Here is a 15654-nt window from a genome sequence, read left to right as displayed (position 1 = left end):
AGACATGGGCAAATCAGCCAGCACGTTTCAACCGTTACAGCTCGCTATGCTGACGGTCTCTGACAGCCGTGATGCCAGCAGCGATACCTCCGGCGATTATCTGCGTGAAGCGGCAGCCGAGGCGGGCCACAGCGTGATCGATCACGCCATTGTTCCCGACAATGTTTACCGTATTCGCGCGATTGTGTCGCGCTGGATCGCCAGTGAAGATGTCCAGGTGGTCATTATTAATGGCGGCACCGGCTTCAATGCGAAAAACAGCACGCCTGAGGCGCTGCTGCCGTTGTTCGATCGGGAGATTGACGGCTTTGGCGAGCTGTTCCGCATGGTGTCTTACGAAGACATTGGCGGCTCGACATTGCAGTCCCGTGCGGTGGCCGGTCTGGCTAACCAGACGTTGATCTTTGCGGTCCCGGGCTCAACGTCAGCCTGTACCACCGCGTGGGAACGCATCATCGCTGACCAACTGGATGCGCGTACGCGTCCCTGCAATTTTGTCACTCATTTAAAGAAGCTTTAAGCATGTCACAACTTACCCACATCAACGCCGCGGGCGAAGCCCACATGGTGGATGTTTCCACCAAAGACGATACGGTACGCGAAGCGCAGGCCGACGTGCTGGTACTGATGAAGCCAGAAACGTTACAGATGATCATGGAAGGCCGTCACCACAAGGGTGATGTGTTCGCCACAGCGCGCATTGCCGGTATTCAGGCGGCAAAACGCACCTGGGAACTGATCCCACTCTGTCATCCGCTTATGCTGAGCAAAGTGGAGATCAACCTGGTCGCGGAACCCGAATTGAACCGGGTTCGCATCACCTCGCTGTGTCGGCTGACGGGGAAAACCGGGGTAGAAATGGAAGCCCTGACGGCGGCTTCCGTGGCGGCGCTGACCATCTATGACATGTGCAAAGCCGTCCAGAAAGATATCGTGATTGATCGGCTGCGCCTGCTGCATAAAAGCGGCGGCAAAAGCGGCGATTTTCAGGCGGCAGCCCATGATTAAGGTACTGTTTTTTGCGCAGGTGCGGGAGCTGGTGGGCACGGACTCGCTGACGCTGGCCGCCGACTATCCCGACGTCGCGGCGCTGCGGACAGCGTTGTCTCAGCAGGGCGAACGCTGGGCGCTGGCGCTCGACAGCGAACGATTACTGGCGGCGGTTAACCAGACGCTACGCCCCATGACGCACCCTTTACAGGACGGCGATGAAGTCGCCTTTTTCCCACCCGTTACCGGAGGATAAATGGACACGCAAATTCGGGTCGGTCCCGCGCCCTTTGCGATGGCGCAGGAATACCAGTGGCTGGCAGGGTGCGACGCAGACGGCGCGGTTGTCACGTTCACGGGCAAAGTGCGCAATCACAACCTGGGCGATGATGTTGCGGCCCTGACGCTGGAACATTATCCCGGTATGACCGAGAAGGCACTGCAGGAAATTACTGACGAGGCGCGCCAGCGCTGGCCGCTTCAGCGCGTCTCTGTCATCCACCGCATTGGTGAACTGTTTCCCGGCGATGAGATTGTCTTTGTCGGCGTCACCAGTGCGCACCGCAGCAGCGCCTTTGCCGCTGCGGAATTCATCATGGATTACCTGAAAACCCGCGCCCCGTTCTGGAAACGGGAAACCACCGGGCAGGGCGATCGCTGGGTCGATGCACGCAGCAGCGATCACGAGGCTGCGCAGCGCTGGGATTAAGGCGTACCACGCTGTTCGGCGGGAGCAAACTGCGTGTTGCCGTGCGCGTGTTCACCGCCGCCTTGTCCTCGCCGAAGCTGAATAACGTCACCGTCCTGCCAGGCATTGGCGCCGGGCACCACGGGATGTGCGACGATATCCGCCCGTTCAGCACGAATTTTTTGACTGTCGATGTCAAAACGGCGGTCGCGATCGGCCAGCAAGCGCGCATCCATTTGCCCGTCGGCGGTAAAGCCCATCATCAGCGCCGGAATGCCAATGGGCAGTTGCTTGTCGCGGTCGGTGTGCCAGGTATGCCAGGTTTTCCCGTACGTGTTGACGATGCGCGTCATCAGCGCTTTTTCTGCGACGGCCGGCAGGCCGGGCGCGACCAGTGAACCGGATTTCACCTCGTACTGATGACTGTGCCACAGTTTTTTCTCTTCGGCGGGCAGGGTGCGGTACAGGCGCTCACTGATAATATATTCCACGCCCATCAGGCGCGCATCGCGCGTATTACCGTCATAAATCACCGCCTGCATCACATCATCATTCAGGACCGTCACATAGTGATGGGCTTCCATCTGGCCGTTCTTGTCGCCGTTATAGAAATGAAAACCATCCAGATAGGCATTGATCGCATCAATGGGCGGGCGGGACTGCAGCACGGCCGCGCCGCTGTCCAGCGCTTTTAGCGTCGGTGAAGTGGGGGCGCCCGGCGAACTGACCTGAGCCGGTGTGTTATTGCCGCCGCAGCCGGCCAGCAGCAGGCTCAGTGCGATAAGTGTCCAGCGTTTTGACATAAAACATCCCTTTTTCGTGAAAAGAGATAACCTTAGTTCATATCATCGCATCTGCCCTGCGAAGCGGCGCAGTGTTAAGCTACTCTTTTTGCCTCAGAGGACAGGTATGTCATTCATTTCATTCCCCAAACGCCTGACGTTGCTCGCTATCCTGATACTGGCGGGCTGTAGCAGCAAAAAAACACCAGAAGCGCCCGCCAGGCAACCTGAGGATGTCAAAGCGCAGATTCAGCGCCTGCTGCCCGCCGGTGTCAGCGATAAATCAGGCTGGGCTGACGATATCTATACGTCGTTCCGTACCCAGGGGCTGGCCGCCAGCGACAGTAATTTGTGCGCGGTTATTGCGGTGGCGGGTCAGGAGTCAGGATTTGACGCCAACGGCACCGTACCCGGTATGGCAAAAATCGCCTGGGAGGAGATCGACCGCCGGGCGGCGAAGGTGCATGTTCCGGCGTTTTTAGTGCGCACCGCGCTGTTAATCAAGTCCAGTAATGGCGAAAGCTACGCTGCGCGGCTGGATAAGGCGAAAAGTGAAAAAGATCTGAGCGCCATTTTCGACGACTTTATTGAGATGGTGCCCATGGGGCAGAAGCTGTTTGGCAACCTCAACCCTGTTCATACCGGCGGACCGATGCAGGTGAGTATTGCGTTTGCAGAAGCCCATGCCAAAGGCTATCCATGGCCGGTTGACGGTTCCATTCGCCGTGAAGTTTTCACGCGTCATGGCGGCGTCTATTTCGGCACAATGCACCTGCTGGGCTATCCGGCTGACTACAGCAAGCCGCTTTACCGGTTCGCGGACTACAATGCGGGCTGGTACGCCAGCCGCAATGCGGCGTTCCAGGCGGCGGTAGCCCGCGCGACAGGGATGAAGCTGGCGCTGGATGGCGATCTGATTCAGTATGGTTCGGACACGCCAGGATCGACGGAGCTGGCGGTGCGGACGCTGGCGAAACGCATTGATATGAGCAACCGCGAAATCCGCCACGATCTGGAGCGGGGCGAAAAGGCGGACTTCAGCGACAGCGATCTGTGGAAGCAGGTTTTTACGCTGGCAGACAAGATGGCCGGAAAGCCTTTGCCACGGGAAATGTTGCCGGGCATCAGACTTGAAAGTCCTAAAATTACCCGCAATTTAACCACGGCGTGGTTTGCTCAACGCGTCGACAGTCGTTATCAGCAGTGCCTGTCACGTCGATAAGTACGGCGTTGTGGCACAGTTGAACAGAGCTGTGCCACACTTACTCAGACAGCCCGTTTTGGGGCACAACACATTTGTTTAACAAGAGGTGCATCATGGACCGATATCCACAGAATGATTCAATAGTTCAGCCTGCATCTCGTGGGTTGCAGGCTTATATGGCACAGGTTTATGGCTGGATGACCTGTGGTTTGTTACTCACTGCCTTCGTCTCCTGGTTTGCCGCGCGCACACCGGCGGTGATGGAGCTGGTGTTTGCAAATCGCATCACCTTCTTCGGCCTGATCATTGTGCAACTGGCGCTGGTGTTCTTCCTCTCAGGTATGGTGCATCGCCTGAGCGGGGCCGTGGCGACGGGGTTATTCATGCTCTATTCGGCCCTGACCGGGCTGACCATGGCCAGTATCTTTCTGGTGTACACTTATTCGTCCATTGCCAGCACGTTCTTCGTCACGGCCGGGATGTTTGGTGCCATGACGTTCTACGGCTACACCACAAAACGTGATTTAAGCCGCCTGGGCAGTCTGCTGTTTATGGCGCTGATTGGTATTCTGCTGGCCTCGCTGGTGAACTTCTGGCTGAAAAGCCCGGCATTGATGTGGGCCATTACCTACATCGGTGTGGTGGTGTTTGTCGGTCTGACCGCGTATGACACGCAGAAACTGAAAAATATCGGTGAGCAGATTGATGCGCGTGACACGGAAAACCTGCGCCGCTACTCAATTATGGGCGCGCTGACGCTCTATCTTGATTTCATCAACCTGTTCCTGATGCTGCTGCGTATTTTTGGCAACCGCCGTTAAAAAACAGGCTGCTCTGGTGAACCAGAGCAGCCGTTTACTACGATTTTTGTAGCTTCTGCTCATTCTTATGGCGCATATGTTTCGCGCGGCTCTCCAGCCCCAGATACAGCACCAGTGCCAGGAGCAACGGCAAAATGAAGTACAGCACGCGGTAAGCCAGCAGCGCGGCGATGATGGTCCCGTGTGAAAGGTTCTCGCCGCTCAGCAGCGCCACGAATACCGCTTCTAGCACCCCAATCCCCGCCGGAATATGAATAATTACGCCTGCGATACTACTGATTAACAGTACGCCCAGCACCATGGGATAACCGGCATCCCGGCCCAGCAACAGCCAGATAATCGTGCCCATAACCAGCCAGTTGGCGCAGGAGACGGCAAACTGAAACAGCGCCATGCGCAGGGAAGGCAACTGCAGGGTTTGCCCTTTCACTTTCCAGCGACGACGTTTAGAAAACGCGCAGGCCCAGAGATAAAACACAACGAGCACCAGCAGCGCGGCACCAATAAGCCGTAGTGTGGTTTCGCCGATAAACCAGCCGCCGGGAATCGGAACCAGGCCTGCACTGAAGATCACGCCCGCCAGCAGGATGTAGCCCAGCCAGTTAGTGGCGATGCTGAGGGAGAAAATGCGCGTAATCGTCGCACTGTCCAGGCCGAGCCGCGAATAGAGCCGGTAGCGCATAGCGACACCGCCAACCCAGGTACTCAGCGTCAGATTAAAGGCGTAGCAGATAAATGACACCAGCATCACCTGACGTTTGGCCAGCTTATGACCACAGTAGGCCCGACCAATCAGGTCGTAGCAGCCGTAAACCAGATAACTGACGATAACCAGTGCCGCCGCGGTCAGCACCACAAAGCGGTTGTAGTTAACAATGACCTTATAGACGTCATCCCAGTTCACTTTGCGTGCATAGATCACCAGCAGCACAATGACGGCGACGAAGAAGAGCCCGGTCAGGATTTTTTTTGCCAGTTTCCAGCGTGGGTGCGTGTTTGCCATCAGGAATTGGCTCCTTCATTGTTGGCTTCGACGCGATCTTGCGTCTCCATTTCGGGCTGAACCGGCGGATCCACCTGAGCCAGCTTTGGCGTATGCGCCGGTAACCAGCCGGCGATAGCCGGGAAGTGACGCAGAAAGTGGAACACGACAACGCCTTTCGTCAGCTGCCACCAGGTGCGTGGTGGCAATTTATCCTCTTCCACGCGCTGACAGTCTTCAGCCAGTAAATGCTCAAGATTATCGCGTAATGTCTGGTTAAAGTTGCGATCGTGAATGATCAGGTTGGCTTCAAGATTGAGGGACAAACTCAAGGGGTCGAGATTGCTTGAGCCAACGGTAGCCCACTGCTGATCTTTCACCGCCACTTTGCCATGCAGCGGTCGGCGGCAATATTCATAGACTTCCACGCCCGCATCCACCAGATAGTTATAAAGCAGCTCAGCGCCCACTTTCACAATCGGCATATCCGGCTCACCCTGCACAATCAGTCGCACACGTACGCCGCGCTGTGCCGCATTGCGCATCTCCTTAAGCAAACGGTAGCCAGGGAAAAAGTAGGCATTGGCGATAATGACGTCCTGTTTGGCGTTGCGCAGCATGTCCAGATAATGCTGCTCAATATCATCCCGGTGCTGATCGTTGTCGCGATAGACAAACAGGACCTGCGCATCGCCGGGCAGAGTGTTTTTGGCCGGACGATGTGAACGCTGTCCCCACCAGCGGCGAGTGGTGGCCTGACTGCCAATCGCCTCTTGCAGGTAGCGGGTAATGTCGGCGACCACCGGACCTTTGACCTCCACGGTATAATCCTGTTTGGCTTCCGGGCCAAAATCCGTGTAGTGCTCGGCGGAAAAGTTGATGCCGCCGACAAAGGCAATAACGCCGTCCACGACCACAGTTTTACGGTGCAGACGGCGAAAGACGTTAGTTCGCATGCCCATGATCAGCGGACGCGGATCGTAATAGATAAAGCGCACGCCCGCCTGCGTCAGACTATTGACATAACTCTGGGACAGCTCGGAGGAGCCGTAGCCATCGACCATCATTTCGACCTTGACGCCGCGCTGCGCCGCCGCCAGCAACACCTTGTGCAGGGCGTTGCCCACATCGTCTTCGAACAGGATAAAGGTTTCCAGCAGTACGCTGTGTTCGGCACGTGCAATCGCGCCAAATACCCGGGGGAAAAATGCGTCCCCGTTTTCCAGCAGGCGCAGTTTGTTGCCGTCTTGCCACTCAAAATTCATAGATGGATCTCCACCGCCAGCGGCGCGTGATCGGAAAGGTGTGACCAGGGTTTACGCGGCAATGCCCAGGGTTGACTGATCGTCGCATTGCGCACGTAAATACGATCCAGTCGCAGAAGGGGAAAGCGTGCCGGAAACGTCCGCGCAGGTCGTCCGCTTTTCAGGCTAAAGACCTCTTTTAGTCCCGCCCCTTTTTGCAGTATGTTGTTGGCTCGCCCCTGCCAGTCGTTAAAGTCACCGGCGACGACGACAGGTGCGTCAGCGGGTAACGCCATCACCATGTCGTTTAACATCGCCAACTGGGCACGACGGTGCGCCTCTTTCAGCCCCAGGTGCACACAGATGACATGCAGCGTGCCCCGGCCATCGGGCAGGGTAAGCTGGCAATGCAACATGCCGCGATTTTCGCTCCCGGCAATTGAAACATCGCGATTGTCGTACTCAGCAATGGGAAAACGCGACAGCACGGCATTGCCATGATGTCCCTCCGGGTAAACCGCATTGCGCCCATAGGCAAAATCGTTCCACATCGTGTCGGCCAGAAACTCGTAGTGGGAGGTATCAGGCCAGTTTTCATGTTGCAGAGGGTGAATGTCATGGGTTCCCATCACCTCCTGCAAAAAGACGATATCTGCTGACGTTGCGCGCACCGCTTCACGCAATTCGGGCAAGATGAAGCGTCGGTTAAACGGGGCAAAACCTTTATGGGTATTAATCGTCAGGACTTTAAATGAAAATCCTTGCTTGATTTGTGGCATACTCGCGACGCGCTCCTTTTCATCTTCATCAACAACAAAGTGTAGTCTTTGTCACAAATGGAGGGTGAAGAAGAGGAATAATTAGGGCGTTATCTGAAATTTGCTTTACATTGAGAAACCGTCCCTGGCCGGTTACGGTTGCATTTGTGCAACGTGCCAGGTCTGCAGGAGAGAGAAATGAAATTGTCGAATCGCTTTCAAATTATTACCGGTCAAACCTGGGCCCACATCGCGATGCACCTGCTGGTGATTGCCGCACTGGTCTGGGGCTGGAAACATAAAGCACTGGTCGAAGTGTGCAGTACCCTGGTGGTGGCCTATGCAGCGGTGTTTATCGCCATGCTGATCACGCAGCGTAGTGCCCGTTTACGTACCCTGGGTGATTACCTGGAAGAAGCGACCACCACGTACTATTTCGGTGCCGCGATGATGACGCTGTTCCTGGTGTCGCGCATTTTCCACAACAACTTACTGTTAGCCAGCCTTGGCGTGGTGATGTTGTTGGGGCCCGCGCTGGTGTCGTTGCTGGCGAAAGAGCCGGCAGGACGCATTGAGAAAAAACGCAGCTGAATCAGGCTGTCGCGCTAAAAAAGCCACCGCAAGGTGGCTTTTGTCGTTGGGAGATATGTAATCAATTGTGAGCTATCTCGCACAGGGGCGGTAAAGCTGTTACACTCCGCCGCTTATGCATCGTAGTTTGCACCCTTTTCACGCGTCAGCCTCAGCTGGCGTCACTATCCCTCTGAAAACTACACCGCCAAACGCGGTCAGAGTGGACCGGAGTAATACTCGTCATGTCTTTTGACTCTCTCGGCCTGAGTGCCGATATTCTGCGTGCGGTAGCTGAGCAGGGCTACAGCGAACCGACGCCTGTTCAGCGCCAGGCGATTCCTGTTGTGCTGTCCGGCCGCGATCTGCTGGCAAGCGCCCAGACCGGCACCGGCAAAACCGCCGGGTTTACCTTACCTTTATTACAGAAACTGTCCGAGAATACCGGAACAGTGCGCGGCCGTCGTCCGGTGCGCGCGCTAATTCTGACACCGACCCGTGAACTGGCCGCTCAGGTCGGTGAAAACGTCAGCGACTACAGCAAATATCTTCCGCTGCGTTCGCTGGTGGTGTTTGGCGGCGTCAGCATCAACCCGCAGATGATGAAGCTGCGCGGCGGCGTCGATATTCTGGTGGCCACGCCGGGCCGTTTACTGGATCTGGCTCATCAAAACGCCGTTGACCTGTCTCAGGTTGAAGTGCTGGTACTGGATGAAGCGGATCGCATGCTTGATATGGGCTTTATCCACGATATCCGCCGCGTACTGGCCAAACTGCCAGCTAAACGTCAGAACCTGCTGTTCTCGGCGACGTTCTCAGATGAGATCAAAACCCTGGCAGAAAAACTGCTGCACAACCCGGAGCAGGTTGAAGTCGCGCGCCGCAATACCGCGTCTGAGCAGGTTTCTCAGCAGGTGCATTTTGTTGACAAAAAGCGCAAGCGGGAACTGCTGTCTCAGCTGATTGGCGAAGGTAACTGGCAGCAGGTGCTGGTCTTTACCCGCACCAAGCACGGTGCCAATCACCTTGCCGAACAGCTGGGTAAAGACGGCATTACGGCCGCCGCCATCCACGGTAACAAGAGTCAGGGCGCACGTACCCGTGCACTGGCCGACTTCAAATCCGGCGCGATTCGTGTGCTGGTTGCGACGGATATCGCGGCCCGCGGTCTGGATATTGAAGAACTGCCGCACGTCGTGAACTATGAATTGCCAAACGTGCCTGAAGACTACGTACACCGCATTGGGCGTACCGGTCGTGCCGCCGCAACGGGTGCAGCGCTGTCGCTGGTTTGCGTCGACGAACACAAACTGTTGCGTGATATTGAGCGCTTGCTGAAGCGTGAAATTCCACGACTGGCTGTGCCGGGCTATGAGCCGGATCCCAGCATCAAAGCGGAACCGATTGTGAACGGCCGCCAGTCACCGTCTTCACGCGGCCGTGGTCGGGGGCAGGGCGGACAAGGTGCCGGCGCGGCGCGTCCTCAAGGGGACAAGCGTGCGCAGCCGCGTCGTCAGGGACCCGCAGCGGGCCAGTCTGACAAGCCTGCGTCTCGTCCACGTCGGCCCGCGCCGAAACGCAGCGGAAACGTCTGATCATGCGGGTTTTACTGGCACCCATGGAGGGCGTACTGGATTCTCTGGTGCGCCAGCTGTTGACGGACGTCAACGACTACGATTTGTGCATCACGGAATTTTTGCGCGTCGTCGACCAACTGCTGCCGGTAAAATCCTTCTATCGCCTTTGTCCCGAACTGCATCATGCCAGCCGGACGCCGTCGGGTACGCTGGTTCGTCTGCAACTGCTGGGGCAGCATCCCGAGTGGCTGGCGGAAAACGCGGCCCGCGCGGTTGAGCTGGGCTCGTGGGGCGTGGATCTGAACTGCGGTTGCCCGTCGAAGCTGGTCAACGGCAGCGGCGGCGGGGCGACGCTGTTAAAAGATCCCGACTTAATCTACCGCGCGGCCAAAGCCATGCGGGCAGCTGTACCTGACTCCTTGCCCGTTACGGTTAAGGTGCGCCTGGGCTGGGATTCCAGCGCCCGCAGCATGGAAATTGCGGATGCGGTAGCGCAGGCAGGTGCCAGCGAACTGGTCGTCCACGGCCGTACCAAAGAAGACGGCTACCGTGCTGAGGCTATTAACTGGCAGGCGATTGGCGAGATTCGTCGGCGACTGTCTATTCCGGTTATCGCGAATGGCGAAATCTGGGACTGGCAAAGCGCCCAGGATTGTCTGCGAATCACAGGCTGTGATGCGGTGATGATTGGGCGTGGTGCGCTTAACGTGCCTAACCTGAGCCGGGTCGTCAAATACAATGATGCGCCCATGGCCTGGCCGGAGGTGGTGGTGCTCCTGCAACAATATACCCGGCTTGAAAAACAGGGTGATACGGGCATGTACCATGTCGCACGTATCAAACAGTGGCTGGGCTATTTGCGTAAAGCCTACGTCGAAGCGGGTGAGCTGTTCGCTGAGATTCGCGCCTTAAAAACCTCAGCCGATATTGCTACGGCGATTGACCGCTATGCGGCATTACAGCGGCAGACCTGTCAGTTCTCTTCAGCCTCACCGGAAGTGAGAGCGGGACAGCGCGGCGCTTAGCCGCGCACGCGATCAATACTTTTCTGGCACGATCATATTTTCCGGCACCTCGTTGCGGTGGTAGTCCTGTGAGCGTTCACGCGGCGGCAGAATGATTTCGTCGTGTGGGGCGGCTTCATAAGGCACCTGCTGCAAAAGGTGGCTGATGCAGTTAAGGCGCGCCCGTTTCTTGTCTACGCCCTGAACAACCCACCAGGGGGCTTCCTGAATATGGGTGCGGCTCAGCATCTCTTCTTTTGCTTCCGTGTAATCTTCCCAACGGCGGCGGCTTTCCAGATCCATTGGGCTGAGCTTCCACTGCTTGAGGGGATCGTGGATACGGCTCATGAAGCGCAGCTCCTGCTCCTCGTCCGTGATCGAAAACCAGTACTTAATGATTTGAATCCCGCTGCGGGTCAGCATTTTTTCAAACTCGGGCACGCTGCGATAAAACTCCGCCACGTCGGCATCACTGCAAAATCCCATGACGCGCTCCACGCCTGCCCGGTTGTACCAGCTGCGGTCGAACAGCACCATCTCGCCCGCGGCGGGCAGATGCGCGATATAACGCTGAAAGTACCACTGGGTTTTTTCACGATCGTTGGGCGCGGGCAGCGCAGCCACCCGGCAGGTGCGCGGATTAAGGCGTTGCGTAATGCGCTTAATCACGCCTCCTTTACCGGCCGCATCGCGGCCCTCAAACAGAATGACCAGCCGATGGCCGGTGCGCATTACCCAGTCCTGTAGCTTCACCAGCTCGCCCTGCAACTGCAGCAGCTCGCGAAAATAACGACGGCGCCAGGCTTTTTCATCGCTGCCCGTGGGCGCGGCCTCGCTAAAGCGCAGATCGTCGAGCTCCAGCTCCAGCTCTTCGTCGTAGCTGTCATAGAACTCCTGCATTAAACGCTGATTAAAAGCGTCGCGATTGAAACTGTTGTCGTGTGTTGCCATGACAATTCACCTGGTCAGATATGAATGAACAGCCCGTAGAGCAGGGCAGAAAGTAAAATCGAGACCGGCAGCGTCAATATCCAGGCGACGGCAAGATTGCGCAGGGTGGACATCTGCAGGCCAGAGCGGTTCGCCGCCATGGTGCCCGCCACGCCTGATGAGAGCACATGCGTCGTGGAGACCGGCAGACCAAAGGCATCGGCCGCGCCGATGGTCGCCATCGCCACCAGTTCGGCGCTGGCCCCTTGCGCATAGGTCAGATGGGTTTTGCCGATGCGCTCACCCACGGTGACCACAATACGTCGCCAGCCCACCATGGTGCCCAGCCCCAACGCGATTGCCACCACCACCTTCACCCACATCGGAATAAAGCGTGTGGCGCTGTCCAGCTCTGTTTTCACCGCCTTCAGGTTACGTGCCGTCTCATCGGGGAGCGAGACATGGGCGGTTTGCAGGTGCTTGATCGATTCTGCGGCCAGGTACATTTGATTGCGGGTATTGGTCACGGACTGGGCCGGAATATTGTCCATCGAGCCGTAGCGGCGAATCTGGTCGCTGATATCCCGTAACGTCATGCCAAGCGCGGGCAAGACGTTCGGATTGACCGTGTCAGTGCTGACAAAGGCCGTCAACACATTGCGTGAATCCGGGGCGGGCGTGGCGGCCGGTTGAATATGCAGTAACTGGCGCGCCGTCACGTCACTCAGTGCGGCAACGCGCGGGATTTGCTCGGGCGGAAGTGAACGGTTCAGTGCATAGGCGATGGGCATGGTGCCGACCAGGATCAGCATGATGAGTCCCATCCCTTTCTGCCCGTCATTCGACCCGTGAGCAAAGGAGACGCCGGTGCAGGTCAGAATCAGCAGGCCACGAATCCAGACCGGCGGCGGCTCGTTGCTGTGCGGGGCTTCGTACAACTGGCGGTTACGAATCAACAGCTTCATGGCCCACAGCAGCAGGGCGGCGCAGACGAAGCCCACGACGGGCGAGAGCAGTAAGGCATAGCCGACCTTCAGCGCCTGATCCCAGTCAACGCCACTCAGGCCACTGCGACCATGCAACATCGCATTCGCCACACCCACGCCAATAATCGAGCCAATTAAAGTATGTGACGACGACGAGGGCAGGCCAAAGTACCAGGTGCCCAGATTCCAGATAATCGCCGAGAACAGCAGGGCGTAAATCATGGCAAAGCCGTTGCCGCTGCTGGCCTGCAGGATGAGTTCGACGGGCAGAAGCGAAATAATGCCAAACGCGACCACGCCGCTGGAAAGCATCACGCCAAGAAAGTTGCACAGCCCTGACCAGACGACGGCCGCACCGGGCGTCAGCGAATGCGTGTAGATCACCGTAGCGACCGCGTTGGCGGTATCGTGAAACCCGTTAACGAATTCAAAGCCCAGCGCAATCAGCAGCGCCAGGCCGAGCAGAAAGAAAGGCACATAACTGGTGACGGGCGTGTTAGTTTTTTCCACATCGTGAAACAGATTAAATCCGGCAAAGGCCAGACCGGCTATTAACAGTACATAAAAAGCCGTTTTGGTTGCGCGGCTGCCTTTGCCGTTGAAATCGGGACGTCCCTGCGTCGTGCCTGAAGAGGATAAACTGTTTTCGCTCATGCCGTACCTCTTAGCGGATGCAGATGCGGAGTTACATCTGGTTAACGCTGTGTGATACCCGCTTTTTATGACAAAAAAATGATCCAGGCGGCACAGGTCATTTTGCTGTAACAAAACTTCAGCAGGCTGTGGATCTTAATTGATGATGCTGACAGGATTGCCATGGCGACAGACGTTGTTCTCACCCCACAAAAACGTGATTTTGATGATGATGTGGCCGGACTCATCCATGGTTATCGCTTTTCTCCTGATGCCCTCCCTCAACGCCTGAATGCCCGTGAAGCGGTAAAACTCGGTGAACACCCTCCTGAAGAAGGCTTTCTCTGGTTACATATCAATCTGAATCACGCGCGGGCACAGCACTGGGTGCAGGGCCACTTTCAGGTTGATGATGATTTTTTTGACGAGATTCATTCCGCCTCGCCGCGCACCCGGTTAGCGGAACAAAGCAATGCCCTGCTGGCGGTACTGAACGACGTCACGCTGAGCCAGGAAAATCGCAGTACGCAAAATGCGACCCTGTGGATCTGGTGCCGTCATAATCTGGTCGTGAGCGCACGTTATCGCTCGTCAGTGATGATCGAAAAGATGCAGCAGGGGCTGGCGAAGCATAATTTTCCCAGTGCGGAGGCCCTGTTACTTTACCTGCTCGGTGAACAGGAGTTGCAGCTGGAAATGGTGGTGCGTCGCATCAGCCAGGTAGTCGATAACATTGAAGAGCGTTTATTAAGTCCGGCAATCAAGGCCAATCGCAGTGAGCTGGGGCATTACCGGCGCATGCTGCTGCGCATTCAGCGCCTGCTGGCACCCGAACCGGCGGCGCTGTTCCGGTTGCTTAACCGCCCACCCGCCTGGCTCAACCGCGACACGCTCCGCGAGCTGCGGGCGTTCACGGAAGAATTTAGCGTGGTGCTGAACGACCTGGCCAGCCTGATGGAGCGCATCCGTCTGCTGCAGGAGGAAATTGCAGCACGGTTGATGGAGCAGAGTAACCGGACACTTTATCTGCTGACCGTGATTACGGTGCTTGCACTGCCGATTAACATTGTGGCGGGATTTTTTGGTATGAACGTGGGCGGCATTCCGCTGGCGTCGAACCCGCACGGGTTTTTACTGCTGGTTCTGATCGTCCTGGCCTTCACGCTGCTGGCCGGCTGGCTGAGTTTTCGCCGTCCGTCCAGATAGTGGTGTTGACAGTGGAGCCCGTGACCAATAAAAAAGCCAGCGTGGCTATCGCCAACGCTGGCTTTTCACTGACCTGACGACCGGGCCTGAATGGCTGGCCCGTAACAGGCGAATGTTACTGCGCCGGCTGTGGCTGGGCAGGTTGCGACTGCTGTGGTTGCTCTGGCTGCGGCTGCGAAGGCTGCACAGGTTGAGCCTGTTGCGGCGCGGGCTCTGACTGGACCGCGACCGGGTTAGCAGGCTGCGACATCACTGGCGTCATGGGCTCTTCTTTCGGCTCAGCATCTTCACCTTCGTTGAAGGGAACAGGCGCAGGGGCCACGCTGTTTTCTGGCGCATTAACCTGTACAGGCATACCAGAGCGGTTCTGGATGGCCTTATCAACCTGAGACTGATTCACGCTACCGTCTACCAGTACTTTGCCAACCGCCTGAGTCAGCGTAATCGGCACCAGTTCACGAGAGTTAAACTGCTCTTCCGTGGTCGACAGCGGATTATGCACTTCCATCCAGCGTGAACCGTCTGGCTCAACAGACGCTTTCACCGGCTGGTTGATAAACTGCACGCGCGTGCCAACTGGCACGTGATCGAACAGCCATTTGATATCATCGGCACGCAGGCGGACACAGCCGTGGCTGACGCGCAGGCCGATACCAAAGTTGGCGTTGGTGCCGTGAATGGCGTACAGACGCCCGATGTAGAGTGCATACAGCCCCATTGGGTTATCCGGGCCTGCCGGGAACACGGCCGGCAGATTTTCGCCACGTGAGGCATATTCAGCGTGCATCGCTTTGGTAGGCGTCCAGGTCGGGCCATCTTTTTTACGTTGAACGGTTGTGGTCCAGTTCAGCGGCGTATCTTTACCCAGCTCACCAATACCGATAGGCAGAACGACCACGGTTTTCGAGCCTTTCGGGTAGTAATAAAGACGCATTTCAGCACTGTTAATCACGATGCCTTCACGCGGGGCGTCAGGCAGGAGTAACTGCTGAGGAATAATCAGTTTGCTGCCAGGCTTAGGCAGATAAACGTCAACACCCGGATTGGCTTCCAGCATATTGCTGAGGCCCATCTGGAACTGTGCTGCAAAAGCTTCCAGAGGCAGTTTACTGTCCTGAGGAATCGTAATCTCAATGTTTTGCCCGGTCAGACGGCTGTTCGCCGGCGGTAAGGGATAAACAACCGCAAGGGCTGACTGACTGAATGCCGCCAAAGCCAATGCAAGTGAAGCGAACGCGCGAATGCTTTTTTTCATATTTTACAAGTCTTTATCGCCATG

Annotated in this window: 17 protein-coding genes; 10 read left to right on the top strand and 7 right to left on the bottom strand. The window is 56.8% G+C overall.

Annotation, left to right across the window (positions count from 1 at the left end; genetic code table 11):
• The first annotated feature begins 4 nt into the window (after window positions 1-4).
• Genes moaB through moaE form a run of 4 tightly spaced genes read left to right on the top strand, consistent with a single transcriptional unit; the run spans window position 5 to window position 1699 of the window.
• Window positions 5-520 carry a molybdenum cofactor biosynthesis protein B gene (moaB, locus tag C7433_RS05535; protein ID WP_006118510.1) on the top strand — a complete coding sequence of 172 codons (516 nt, stop codon included), beginning with the start codon at window positions 5-7 and terminating at the stop codon, window positions 518-520.
• Between the two features lie 2 nt (window positions 521-522).
• Complete coding sequence (moaC, locus tag C7433_RS05530; RefSeq protein WP_033737733.1) at window positions 523-1008, top strand: cyclic pyranopterin monophosphate synthase MoaC; 486 nt, start codon at window positions 523-525, stop codon at window positions 1006-1008.
• Window positions 1001-1246: a molybdopterin synthase sulfur carrier subunit gene (gene moaD / locus C7433_RS05525; RefSeq protein WP_006118512.1), complete on the top strand. Its 246-nt coding sequence runs from the start codon at window positions 1001-1003 to the stop codon at window positions 1244-1246. Before moaC ends, moaD begins: the two co-directional genes overlap by 8 nt.
• The gene (gene moaE, locus C7433_RS05520) at window positions 1247-1699 is read left to right on the top strand and encodes a molybdopterin synthase catalytic subunit MoaE (protein WP_058701075.1); all 453 of its coding nucleotides are present in this window, start codon (window positions 1247-1249) and stop codon (window positions 1697-1699) included.
• Here moaE and C7433_RS05515 read toward each other — a convergent pair.
• Window positions 1696-2481 carry an OBAP family protein gene (locus C7433_RS05515; RefSeq protein WP_006118514.1) on the bottom strand — a complete coding sequence of 262 codons (786 nt, stop codon included), beginning with the start codon at window positions 2479-2481 and terminating at the stop codon, window positions 1696-1698. The two genes, moaE and C7433_RS05515, sit on opposite strands and share 4 nt — an antisense overlap.
• Window positions 2482-2587: 106 nt before the next feature.
• On the opposite strand from C7433_RS05515, the gene C7433_RS05510 reads away from it, so the two are divergent.
• Together C7433_RS05510 and C7433_RS05505 are read left to right on the top strand one after the other, a co-directional pair.
• Complete coding sequence (locus C7433_RS05510; protein ID WP_110267762.1) at window positions 2588-3682, top strand: DUF1615 domain-containing protein; 1095 nt, start codon at window positions 2588-2590, stop codon at window positions 3680-3682.
• Window positions 3683-3777: 95 nt separating this feature from the next.
• On the top strand, window positions 3778-4485 hold the full coding sequence (locus C7433_RS05505) for a Bax inhibitor-1/YccA family protein (protein WP_033737729.1): 708 nt from the start codon (window positions 3778-3780) through the stop codon (window positions 4483-4485).
• A gap of 37 nt (window positions 4486-4522) precedes the next feature.
• Here C7433_RS05505 and C7433_RS05500 read toward each other — a convergent pair whose 3' ends face one another.
• The 3 genes from C7433_RS05500 to C7433_RS05490 are packed head-to-tail and all read right to left on the bottom strand — an operon-like array spanning window position 4523 to window position 7490.
• Complete coding sequence (locus tag C7433_RS05500) at window positions 4523-5488, bottom strand: lysylphosphatidylglycerol synthase domain-containing protein (RefSeq protein ID WP_110267761.1); 966 nt, start codon at window positions 5486-5488, stop codon at window positions 4523-4525.
• Entirely contained in the window at window positions 5488-6732 is a 1245-nt protein-coding gene (gene clsB / locus C7433_RS05495) for a cardiolipin synthase ClsB (RefSeq protein WP_110267760.1), read from the bottom strand. Before clsB ends, C7433_RS05500 begins: the two co-directional genes overlap by 1 nt.
• Complete coding sequence (locus C7433_RS05490; protein ID WP_006118519.1) at window positions 6729-7490, bottom strand: endonuclease/exonuclease/phosphatase family protein; 762 nt, start codon at window positions 7488-7490, stop codon at window positions 6729-6731. Before C7433_RS05490 ends, clsB begins: the two co-directional genes overlap by 4 nt.
• Before the next feature lie 177 nt (window positions 7491-7667).
• Here C7433_RS05490 and C7433_RS05485 point away from each other — a divergent pair, with 177 nt between their 5' ends.
• From C7433_RS05485 to dusC, 3 genes are all read left to right on the top strand, one after another.
• Window positions 7668-8060 (top strand): YbhQ family protein, encoded by a 393-nt coding sequence (locus tag C7433_RS05485; protein ID WP_033737724.1) that lies wholly within the window; start codon window positions 7668-7670, stop codon window positions 8058-8060.
• Between the two features lie 224 nt (window positions 8061-8284).
• Window positions 8285-9634 (top strand): ATP-dependent RNA helicase RhlE, encoded by a 1350-nt coding sequence (gene rhlE / locus C7433_RS05480; RefSeq protein WP_033737723.1) that lies wholly within the window; start codon window positions 8285-8287, stop codon window positions 9632-9634.
• 2 nt (window positions 9635-9636) lie between these two features.
• Entirely contained in the window at window positions 9637-10641 is a 1005-nt protein-coding gene (gene dusC, locus C7433_RS05475) for a tRNA dihydrouridine(16) synthase DusC (RefSeq protein ID WP_052133227.1), read from the top strand.
• 12 nt (window positions 10642-10653) lie between these two features.
• Here dusC and ppk2 read toward each other — a convergent pair whose 3' ends face one another.
• Together ppk2 and C7433_RS05465 are read right to left on the bottom strand one after the other, a co-directional pair.
• A complete protein-coding gene (gene ppk2 / locus C7433_RS05470; RefSeq protein ID WP_039341492.1) occupies window positions 10654-11571 on the bottom strand; it encodes a polyphosphate kinase 2 in 918 nt (305 codons plus the stop codon).
• 14 nt (window positions 11572-11585) lie between these two features.
• Entirely contained in the window at window positions 11586-13190 is a 1605-nt protein-coding gene (locus C7433_RS05465; protein WP_006118524.1) for an inorganic phosphate transporter, read from the bottom strand.
• 162 nt (window positions 13191-13352) lie between these two features.
• Between C7433_RS05465 and C7433_RS05460 the strand changes: the two genes are divergently transcribed.
• Window positions 13353-14375: a transporter gene (locus C7433_RS05460; protein ID WP_110267759.1), complete on the top strand. Its 1023-nt coding sequence runs from the start codon at window positions 13353-13355 to the stop codon at window positions 14373-14375.
• 115 nt (window positions 14376-14490) lie between these two features.
• Here C7433_RS05460 and C7433_RS05455 read toward each other — a convergent pair whose 3' ends face one another.
• Complete coding sequence (locus tag C7433_RS05455; RefSeq protein ID WP_006118563.1) at window positions 14491-15630, bottom strand: L,D-transpeptidase family protein; 1140 nt, start codon at window positions 15628-15630, stop codon at window positions 14491-14493.
• Window positions 15631-15654: the final 24 nt, after the last annotated feature.

The organism is Pantoea sp. PNA 03-3, assembly GCF_003201175.1.
GTDB classification, from domain to species: domain Bacteria; phylum Pseudomonadota; class Gammaproteobacteria; order Enterobacterales; family Enterobacteriaceae; genus Pantoea; species Pantoea stewartii.
Note: the sequence above shows the minus strand (reverse complement) of the source record. Positions and strands in the feature narration are given on the sequence as shown.